The organism is Streptomyces sp. SA15 (assembly GCF_002291145.1).
GTDB lineage: Bacteria > Actinomycetota > Actinomycetes > Streptomycetales > Streptomycetaceae > Streptomyces.
Genome location: NZ_NTGE01000174.1, coordinates 1 through 8,761, shown reverse-complemented (window position 1 = coordinate 8,761; position 8,761 = coordinate 1). Strand labels below are relative to the sequence as shown.

Genomic DNA, 8,761 nt, shown 5'->3' with positions numbered 1-8,761 from the left:
TGGCCGATGGAGCCGATCCGCTTCTGATCGCCCTTGCTCAGCTCACGCGCCTTCGCCGCGTCGAGGTAGGACACCTGGTTCGCGCTGCTGTCGTCAGCCAGGGCGCCCAGCCCCTCCAGCACTTTGGAACTGCTGTCGGCCTGGCCGGAGTCGGCCGAACAGCCGGTGCCGCCGACAAGAAGGACGGCGAGAGCGGTGGCACCGAGGACAGACCTGCGCGCTGTTGTGGGCATGACGAGGAAGCCTACCGGTGTGATCCAAAGAGTCCGACTCCGCAGGGCTCGAGCATTAAGCCTGACCCGGCCAGCTCCCGCCGCGGCCACGCCCCGCTGACCAGCCGTGGTCGGGGATGGGCGCGGCACGGCCGGAACCGTGGTCGGGCTCATGGTCTGGGTTCTAGTGGTCGTTGCAACACCTCAGCTCAGAGGTGGCGATGGACGTCGAATTTCGTGGGAACCGGAGGCCCCAGGGCAACAGGCCGTTGGTCCAAGAACGGGAGACATACTTCCTACTTGTGGATCAAGGAATGAGCTTTGCCGAGGCTGCCAGGGCCGTCGGCATCAGCACCCGTACCGGCGAACGATGGCGCAACGGACGAGGGGCCTCGGGTCGGATCAAGGCATATCCACCGCTCAACGCGGCACCCGTCGATGAATCGAGCGATCCCTCGCGCTATCTCCGCGAGGCCGACCGCGTCCACATAGCCGACCGGCTACTGGAGAAGGCCACCATCCGAGCGATCGCCGCCGAGCTGGGCCGCAGCCCATCGACGATCAGCCGCGAAGTCCGCCGCAACGGCACCCTCCTTGCCGACGGCCGCTGGCACTACCGGCCCTACACCGCCCAGCGCCGCGCTGACGCCCGCCGGCCTCGCCCCAAGACCGGGAAGGTCTGTCCTCGGTGCCACCGCTCTCGCCACTCCTGGGCATGACGCGACCGCCAGAACGCACGCCTGTGCGGGGGGCAGGCCCGGCCGGATGAGGTCGGCGAGCTCCTGGTCGACCATGCCGGGCAACTCGCCGCCGTGCAGCGGCGCGGACGCCATCACCTGCAGGCCCGCGTCGGCGGCGGCCGGGAGTGGGCCACGGCCGTGAAGGGCCTGCGTGATCGGCGTCATCATCACCAGGCTGACCGGCAGCTGGACCGCGACCAGGTGGTGCTGTCCGCCGGCGGCTTCGGCGGCCAGGGCGAGCAGCTGCCCCACCGCGAACACCTCTTCGTCCAGGCCCGCCCACGTGGCGATCCCGTACCCGGTCATGTGCCCAGCCGCCACGGCTTCTTCCAGGATGGCGAAGGCGTCCCGGATCGCGCGGTGCAGCGCCGGGCGGTCGCCGGGGTGGGCACGCTCGGGGTTGTGCAGCGTGACCAGGTCCAGCCGTTCATGCCCGAGCTGCTCGCGGTTGCGGCCGACCTGCCAGCGCACATACTCCGGGGCGAGGCTGTGCCCAGCCAGGGGCTGGTCCTCGGTGAGGACACCGGCGTTCACGGCTTCGGCACCGGTGGCCGCGGTGAAGTAGCCGGCCTTCGTGGAGACCCGCAGCGACGGGTGGGCGGCCAGGACCGGGGCCAGCAAGGTCTGCGCGCGTCCGGTGGCGTAGTTGGGGGCGGTGTCGATCCACTGCGCGCCGGAGGCGGCCGCACGGGCAGCCGCCTCCGGGATCGCCCGGCACCGGTAGGTGCCCAGAGCGAGCTGTGCCGTCACAGAAGGCTCCCCACCGTCGCGGCCTGCCCGGCAACGAGCTCCTGGACCAGCCCGACGACGTCCTCCAGGGCGAGGCCGGCCGTGTCGGCGAGCGCGGCCAGGTCCACGGTGCGGCCGTCGACCAGCGGGCGCAGCACCGCCTCCGCCTCGGGGGCGAAGTCGTACACGGTGCCGGCGGCGGACAGCGTCACCGCGTCCTCGCCGACCTCCAGCACCGCGCGGGCGGTGGTCAGCCGTACCCGCAGGTGCGAGTCGGCCGGGATGCCGTCGATGTACGGCAGGCTCGGCACCATGCGGCCGACGGCCTGTCCGTCCATCGCGGCCCGGTAGCGGGCGATCAGCGTTGGGTCGTCCAGCAGTTCGGCGAGACGCTTGCGCATTCCGTCCACGGCGTCGGCCTGGACGTCCGGCGCGGCGAGCAGCGGCAGGTCGCGCCTCCAGTCCTCGTGCGTAAGCAGCTGCTCGGCCACCCACGCCATCAGGTCCGTCGCCGTGTGGGTCTGCAGGCCGCAGGTGACGTGCAGGGAGCGCACGCCCTGGTCGGCGGAGACCGCGTGCCACACGCCGCGCGGCACGTACAGCACGTCCCCGGGATTGAGGACCAGGTCGGCCACGGGCTCGCTGGGCGCCTCGCCCGGGTCCTCGATGTCCCGGTACAGCGGGAACGGGCGGGTGGTTCCGTAGATCCGCCACCGCTTCGCGCCGTCCAGCTGGACGATGACGGTGTCGTGATCGTCCCAATGAACGCCGAACCCCTCGGTGCTGGTCCACGAAGCGTAGAGGTTCGCCTGCACGCGTGTGCGCAGCTCACGCTCGAGCGCTTCGGCGAGCCGGGCGATCGGCGGGTGCAGTTCGTCGACGCTGTCCAGGGCGAGGGAGGCGCCCTCCTGGAGGCGGGCGTGCAGTTCGGCCGGGTGGAGGCGGTGCCACACGGTGTGCCGGCGCGTGGCCACCGGGGCGGTGTACCCGCCCACCAGCAGCGTCTCGCCATCGCGGGACAGCCGCATGCGCGGCGGCTCCAGCCGGTGGGCGGCCAGGATCTGGTTGAGGTCGTCCCAGGTCATCAGCCCGGCGACATCGATCGCGCCGGGTACATGGCGGTAATCGCGGTGCAGTGCCTGGGCGAGGAAGTCCCCGCCCAGGCATGCCGCGATGGACACATCCGTCATCGCGTCAGGACCCCGCTCGTCAGTCGTTGCCGTCGCTCTTACCGGTGCCGCCGCCGTCCGAGGGGATGGCGTTGCGGCCCCGGGCGGCGACGATCAGCCGACGGGAACGGACCAGACCGCCGGTCGACGGCCCGGACGTGGCGGGCGGGGGCTGGACGGGACTCTGCATGAGGACCTCCTCCTGATCGGTCGGCCGGCCCTGACGGCACGGCCGCGACACCCGCCAGTACAGCCATGAGAACGGCTGGCGATAACCCGGTCATGGGGCCCCCACAGTGGGTATGGTCGCGAGGCTGACGCATCGTCATTCCATGAGCTTTCAGGGGGACTTGTGGACGACTTACCGCCGTCACCCGCCCAGGTTCCGCGCCGTCTCCTGGCCGACCCCGTCTTCCTGAGGGCCTTGCAGGACAGGGACTTCTCCGTGGTCTTCGCGATGCTCCACGGCGTGGGCATCTCCTTCAACCGGATCGCCGAAGCGTGCGCGCTCAAAGCCGAGCGTGTCAGCCAAATCGCCCGGGGCGCAGCCTCCGTCACCGCGCTGGCAACTGTCGAGCGAATCGCCGGCGGTCTGCGCATTCCCGGTGCCCTACTGGGCCTTGCTGCGCAACCCTGGGAAGACACCGCCGCCCTCAGCACGGAGTCCCACCATGGAGATGATCCGATGAAGCGCCGCAACCTGCTTCGTGGCGCGCTCGCCGCCGGCCTCACCGCTCCGGCGCTCGCCGCCCTCACCGCCGCCCGGACCGACGTCGACCAGAGCCTCTCCCCCGACGCGCCCCAGGACCTCGCCGACCTCGAGGCCGCAGCCGAGAGCTACGGGTACGGCTACCACGGCCAGCAGCCCACCCGCGTCCTGGCCGACCTGGTCGCCGACTTCACGACCCTGCGCCCGCTGCTCACCGTCCCGCAACCCGCCCCGGTACGGGCTCGGCTGTGCCGCACGGCCGGGCAGATGGCCGGGATGACCGCGATCGTCTTACACGACCTGGGCAGCCGACGGGAGTCCCGCGCCTGGTTCGCCACCGCCGCCCGGGCCGCCGCCGAATCCGGTGACGACCAGCTGCACGCCTGGGTCCTCGCCCGGGAGGCGATGGTCCCGCTCAACTACGGAGCCCCAAAAGCGGCGGCCGGCCTTGCCGAACGGGCCCGTCACGTCGCCGGGCACCGGCCGACCGCCGCGGCGACGCTGGCGGCCGCGGTCGCCGCCCGCGCCTACGCCCTCAACCACCAGAGCGAGCAGGCCCGCGCCGCGCTCGAGGCCGCCGACGCCCTCATGGACCGGCTCCCCGAGGGCGAGCGGTCGGACACGTGAGTGACGTACGGCGAGCAGAAGCATCACGTCCACCTCAGCCACGCGTTCACCACGCTCGGGGACACCCGCTTCGCCCACGTCAGCCAGGAGCGCGCCCTGGAGCTGTCCGCGCCGACCAGCACCATGACGCGCACCCTGCTGAACATCGACGCGGCGGCGTGTTCCCATCACGACGGTGACACCGAGCAGGCGTGCCGCCGTACGGTCGACGCCCTGACGGCGCTGCCTGCGGACTTCCGCACCGGCCTGGTCCGCCGCCGCGCCCAGGACCTGTTCGAGGCGATCCCCGCTCAGCACCACCACGAGCGCGCCGTACGCGACTCGTAGGAGGCCCTGGCCGCCTGAAACCGTGACCACACTCGGGGACGATCACCGGCCGGGCAGCCGCGTGCTCCAGGCGCTCGTCCAGCGCTAGCAGCCTGCGGTGCGGCAGCACTGAGCGGGACATCGCCAGGGCCGGGGCCCATCCCGGCCGCATCGGCTCCGGGGTCAAAGCGCTGGCCAGCAGCAGCGAGGCGTCCACCGACTTGGTGGTCGGCCGTACCACCGCGGCGGCGATGGTCCGGGTGGCGACGTCGACGAGACCGCAGAGTTCGACCCGGCCGGGCACCCCCTCATCGAGCCGGACCAGCACGTCCAGAGGAGTGGAGTCGATCTGCATCAACTCGCCCGGGGCAGCGACCTGCTCGTAACGGAACGGGCCGGAGGGCTGATCGGCCAGGGAACGACGGGTGCGGGCCGAGCCGGTCACATGAACGCCGTGGGACAGCTTGCCGAAGAGCCGGTAGAACGTGGCCCGCGACGGCATCTCCACCAGGTCCTTGCCATGCTCGGCGTCCAGGATCTGCCGGGTTCGCCACCGCACGTACTCGATTGTGCGGGTGGACGCCTCGATGCTCTCGGCGATGACTTGCCGGATCGCCGTCACGACGCGCGGGTCAGCCTGGCCGAGCAGCGAGGCGTGCGGGGCGAGCCGGTGGTCCACCACCGCTTCGACGCCGCCGGCCTCGTAGCGCTGCCGCTTGCGCTTGACGGTCCGCGCACTGATCTCCTCACCCAGCGCGCCAAGTTCGGCCGCCTTGGCCCGCTCGCGTTCCGCCAGCGAGCGGGTGGCCGGGTCGTACTCGGGCCGGGGACGGGTACCCGCCGGGGCGTCCGGCGGCAGGCCGGTCAGTAACTCGACGAGGTGCCGCTGCCACCACAGTGCGCGGTCCGCCACCTCCTTGGGCAGGTGCCCCAGCAGCGCGGACGAGCCCAACGCGGCCCGCTCACCGGGGCCGAGAACGGCGAAGTCCTCGGCGGCTTGGAGATGGACCTGGTCCACGAGCATGCCGGTGCCGTGGACGTCGGCCAGACGGACCCGCATCCCGGTCAGCCCGACCACCGTGTAGGTGTGTTCCTGGAACCGGACACGGTCGCCCAGCCGTAGCCGCCCCGGACGCGCGGAACTCACGGCTGCCCCCGTGCCGCCAGGCAGACACCGGTCCCAGAACCCAGCAGGGCCGAGACCAGATCCGCCGTCAGTTCGTGCTGCCAGAGCAGGTGATAGAGCACCGGCAGCACCGCCAACCGGTCTCCGACCCGCTCAGCTCCGGCGAGAAGCATCTGCGGTTCGCCGAACACCTCCCGCAGCCAGTCCGCCACCGGCGCCCGGCAACAACGCGGATGACGGTAGCGGGCCAGCCAGCGCAGATTCGCCCGGAAGGACTGCCCCAGGTCTCCGACCAGCCTGAACTGCCACCCCACCCACTCACAGATCCGCGCGGCGAACGCGAAGGCTTCGGCGGCCTCCTCGTCGACCAGGTTCTGGGGCCGGACATCGACGACCACTCCGGTCCCGTCGGCCAGCCGAGCGAAGTAGTCCGGGGTGTGCTCACGATCCCGGTCCACCGTCGTGCCAAACCAGACGGAAGGGCTGCGAGGACAGAGCTACGACGGCGGGTTCAAAGTCCAGGGCCATCGCCGCGTCCCTCTCCACCCACGACTCGTAGCCCACCAGGGAACGCGAGGTCACCGCCCAGTAGTCGCCCGTGAAGTTCTTCTGCCCCTTGAACGCGGTGAACTTCCGGACCGCTGAGGCAAGTTCGAAGGGCTCGCCCCAGTAGCGAGTCAGCGGACCGAGCCGACGGGCGCCGTCGGCATCCACGAACCCCACATGGACGTCCGACGCGTACTCCCAGGTGGATACCGCCTCCGCAGGCTCGCCCATGTGCCCTCCCCGGCACTCTGGCCGTAGTGCGAGGGTGGAACAACTTCGAGCGTCCGAAGGTCCAGAAAGCGGAGGCGTCACCCTAACGAGGGATGACATGCAACGGGAGGTGGGTGCAGTGGAGGGGCGATTGTCGCGGGCCGGACTGGTCGGGGCTCTCGTGGAGCTCATCGCGTCGAGGAGGCCGGAGCATGTGCTCCGCGTCGCGGTGGATGGTCCGGACGCTGCTGGCAAGACCACCTTGGCCGACGAGCTGGCCCGGAATCTGGCCAGGCGGCGAGCGGCGATCCGAGTCGGGATCGACGGATTCCACCGGCCCAGGAGTGTGCGGCTTCGACGTGGGAACCTGTCGCCCGACGGCTTCTACCATGATTCGTTCGACTACGACGCCGTCCGCAGGGCCGTCCTGGATCCGCTGGGCCCCGGCGGTGACCGCCGATATCGCACTGCCGTGTTCAACTACCGGATCGACGCGGCCGTCGAGGAGCCGGTGCGGGTCGCGCCAGAGGACGCGGTGCTGCTGTTCGACGGGGTGTTCATGCTCCGGCCGGAACTGCGTGAGTGCTGGGATGTGAGCATCTTCGTCGATGTTAGCGCGGAGGAGGCGCTGCGACGGGCGCTGGTCCGTGACGTAGAGGCACTCGGCGGGTCCGACGTCGTACGCGAACGTTACGAACGGCGTTATCTGCCCGGACAGCGGCTTTACCGCGTGACGGCCGAACCTGAACTGGCTGCCGATGTGGTGATTGACAACGACGACCCTGCCGAACCCCGGGTGACGAAATGGCCAGCCTGACCCTGTTTGCCGATATGCCAGGGTCAGCTCTGGATGGTGGATCGGACCAGATCACCTGCGACCACAGACGAATCAGACCAGATCAACTGAGACGTGGACCCAGACCGTTAGAGACGTGACACGAAACTGCCTCGACTTCTGCGAGACAGGACAACTGTCCTGTCTCAACGAAGTTAGTCGTCCACCCTTGCGCTGACCTGCGTCGACTGGATTGGGTGAGACGCGGGGACTTGGTTCGTTGAGACAGATCTCGGGGGCTGGGATCGGACAGATTGAGTGCTGTCCGGTCCCAGGTCGGGCTGCCGCTGCACTGGTCGGGCCGTCACGCCCTGGCGCTGGCGACTCCTGAGCCGTCCATGTAGTCGCGGACTCGCGTGATCAGTCCGTTGTGGACGTGGAGTATCAGGAGACCGGGGACGGTGAACGTGGTGGCTTTGGTCGGCAGCGTTCCCACCACGACATGCTCGGCGATGATCACTTCCGGATCGGCGGTCTCGTGGGCTGCGATCCTCCTGACCTCCTGCACCTTGGCGGGGCTGGCGCCCCAGGCCGCCCGGTATCCGGCGCGCACGGCCTCGCGACCCTCGAAGCATGGGGGGAAGTCGGGTGAGGCGAACGGGAATTCGTGCACCGCGTCGATGGAGTAGAGATCGGCGAGATCGTCTGGGGACTTGTCGAGCATGGCTTGGTAGTAGCAGGTCAGCACCTCGTGAGGGGTGCGAACAGCAGGTGTTTCCAGATGTGACACGGGGGTCATCCCATTCGCTCAACACTTGTTGACCCAATCACGGTAGGGTCGGGCCGAGAGTTCGGTCAACGGTTGTAGAGTGAATTGGTGTCCACTCCTCGCCAGTCCCGCGCCGACCGCCGCCGAGCGACCGAGGTACGCATCCTCGACAGCGCCCGGGAGCTGTTCGCCGAGAAGGGATTCGAGCGCACCACCATTCGCGCAGTGGCGACCGCAGCGAGCGTCGATCCGGCTCTGGTCATGCAGTACTTCGGCTCGAAGCGGGAGCTGTTCAGCCAAGCTGTGCAGGCGTTGCCCGCCCCGCTGACGGCCACTGATGCCGACGAGCTCGTCGATCAGTTGCTGGCCTCGCTCGGCCTCAAGCTCGGTGGTCTTCCCGAGGGCACGCTGGCGATGATGCGGTCGATGCTCACCGACCAGGCGGCAGCCGATCATGTTCGTGCCGCTCTCGGCCGGCAGATCGACAGCGTCGGTGCCGCCCTGCCCGCTGCCGAGGATCCCGAACTGCGTGCCGCACTGGTTGTCACCGCGTTGCTGGGCGTGACCATCGGCCACCAACTCCTCGGCCTGGCCGCGCTTCGTGAGGCCCCTGCGGATCACATCGCCGCGTTGCTCCGCCCCGCCATCAAGGCCCTGACAGGACCGCCGGGGTGAACCCAATGCCCCGTCGCTCGGAATGTGAGCAGGCTGTACTCAGAGGTCGTTTTCTCCCGATGTTTTATCCCGGAATTAGTGTTTGGTCCCGGGAGGTCGGGTCGCGCCAGGAGATGGTGGCTTCGCTGGTGAGGCGTCGGGCCATCAGGTCGGTCATGGCGAGGTGGA

9 protein-coding genes and 3 pseudogenes are annotated in these 8,761 nt (G+C 69.8%); 4 read left to right on the top strand and 8 right to left on the bottom strand.

Annotation, left to right across the window (positions count from 1 at the left end; genetic code table 11):
- Positions 1 to 233 (bottom strand): annotated as a pseudogene (locus CLM62_RS38555) (hypothetical protein); the annotation flags it as partial.
- 200 nt (positions 234 to 433) lie between these two features.
- Between CLM62_RS38555 and CLM62_RS38550 the strand changes: the two are divergent.
- Positions 434 to 892: pseudogene (locus CLM62_RS38550) on the top strand (helix-turn-helix domain-containing protein); the annotation flags it as partial.
- A gap of 114 nt (positions 893 to 1,006) precedes the next feature.
- Here CLM62_RS38550 and CLM62_RS38545 read toward each other — a convergent pair.
- From CLM62_RS38545 to CLM62_RS50450, 3 genes and pseudogenes are all read right to left on the bottom strand, one after another.
- Positions 1,007 to 1,702, bottom strand: a pseudogene (locus CLM62_RS38545) (aldo/keto reductase); the annotation flags it as partial.
- Positions 1,699 to 2,871: a JmjC domain-containing protein gene (locus CLM62_RS38540; protein WP_095754537.1), complete on the bottom strand. Its 1,173-nt coding sequence runs from the start codon at positions 2,869 to 2,871 to the stop codon at positions 1,699 to 1,701. The gene CLM62_RS38540 and the pseudogene CLM62_RS38545, both read right to left, overlap by 4 nt.
- A 19-nt stretch (positions 2,872 to 2,890) precedes the next feature.
- Positions 2,891 to 3,040 (bottom strand): hypothetical protein, encoded by a 150-nt coding sequence (locus CLM62_RS50450; RefSeq protein WP_179382408.1) that lies wholly within the window; start codon positions 3,038 to 3,040, stop codon positions 2,891 to 2,893.
- A 162-nt stretch (positions 3,041 to 3,202) separates the two neighbouring features.
- Here CLM62_RS50450 and CLM62_RS38535 point away from each other — a divergent pair, with 162 nt between their 5' ends.
- Positions 3,203 to 4,186 carry a hypothetical protein gene (locus CLM62_RS38535; protein ID WP_095754536.1) on the top strand — a complete coding sequence of 328 codons (984 nt, stop codon included), beginning with the start codon at positions 3,203 to 3,205 and terminating at the stop codon, positions 4,184 to 4,186.
- A 79-nt stretch (positions 4,187 to 4,265) separates the two neighbouring features.
- Here the strand turns inward: CLM62_RS38535 and CLM62_RS38525 are convergent, their stop codons facing one another.
- From CLM62_RS38525 to CLM62_RS52330, 3 genes are read right to left on the bottom strand one after another with little or no spacing between them, the layout of a single operon-like run.
- A complete protein-coding gene (locus tag CLM62_RS38525) occupies positions 4,266 to 5,639 on the bottom strand; it encodes a hypothetical protein (RefSeq protein ID WP_179382407.1) in 1,374 nt (457 codons plus the stop codon).
- Complete coding sequence (locus CLM62_RS52335) at positions 5,636 to 6,076, bottom strand: TnsA-like heteromeric transposase endonuclease subunit (protein ID WP_257004333.1); 441 nt, start codon at positions 6,074 to 6,076, stop codon at positions 5,636 to 5,638. The genes CLM62_RS38525 and CLM62_RS52335 overlap by 4 nt, the downstream gene beginning before the upstream one ends.
- Positions 6,060 to 6,395, bottom strand: coding sequence for a hypothetical protein (locus CLM62_RS52330; RefSeq protein WP_257004332.1), 336 nt, complete (start codon positions 6,393 to 6,395; stop codon positions 6,060 to 6,062). Before CLM62_RS52330 ends, CLM62_RS52335 begins: the two co-directional genes overlap by 17 nt.
- Positions 6,396 to 6,588: 193 nt before the next feature.
- On the opposite strand from CLM62_RS52330, the gene CLM62_RS38515 reads away from it, so the two are divergent.
- On the top strand, positions 6,589 to 7,191 hold the full coding sequence (locus CLM62_RS38515) for a uridine kinase (RefSeq protein WP_257004331.1): 603 nt from the start codon (positions 6,589 to 6,591) through the stop codon (positions 7,189 to 7,191).
- Between the two features lie 322 nt (positions 7,192 to 7,513).
- Here the strand turns inward: CLM62_RS38515 and CLM62_RS38510 are convergent, their stop codons facing one another.
- Positions 7,514 to 7,873, bottom strand: coding sequence for a nuclear transport factor 2 family protein (locus CLM62_RS38510; protein ID WP_257004330.1), 360 nt, complete (start codon positions 7,871 to 7,873; stop codon positions 7,514 to 7,516).
- Positions 7,874 to 8,026: 153 nt separating this feature from the next.
- Between CLM62_RS38510 and CLM62_RS38505 the strand changes: the two genes are divergently transcribed.
- Complete coding sequence (locus CLM62_RS38505) at positions 8,027 to 8,593, top strand: TetR/AcrR family transcriptional regulator (RefSeq protein WP_095754534.1); 567 nt, start codon at positions 8,027 to 8,029, stop codon at positions 8,591 to 8,593.
- Positions 8,594 to 8,761 lie beyond the last annotated feature (168 nt).

Bases quoted from the DNA above. Each gene is read 5' to 3' on its own strand.
- CLM62_RS38510 (WP_257004330.1), bottom strand. From the start codon at position 7,873: ATGCTCGACAAGTCCCCAGACGATCTCGCCGATCTCTACTCCATCGAC.
- CLM62_RS50450 (WP_179382408.1), bottom strand. From the start codon at position 3,040: ATGCAGAGTCCCGTCCAGCCCCCGCCCGCCACGTCCGGGCCGTCGACC.
- CLM62_RS52330 (WP_257004332.1), bottom strand. From the start codon at position 6,395: ATGGGCGAGCCTGCGGAGGCGGTATCCACCTGGGAGTACGCGTCGGAC.
- CLM62_RS38540 (WP_095754537.1), bottom strand. From the start codon at position 2,871: ATGACGGATGTGTCCATCGCGGCATGCCTGGGCGGGGACTTCCTCGCC.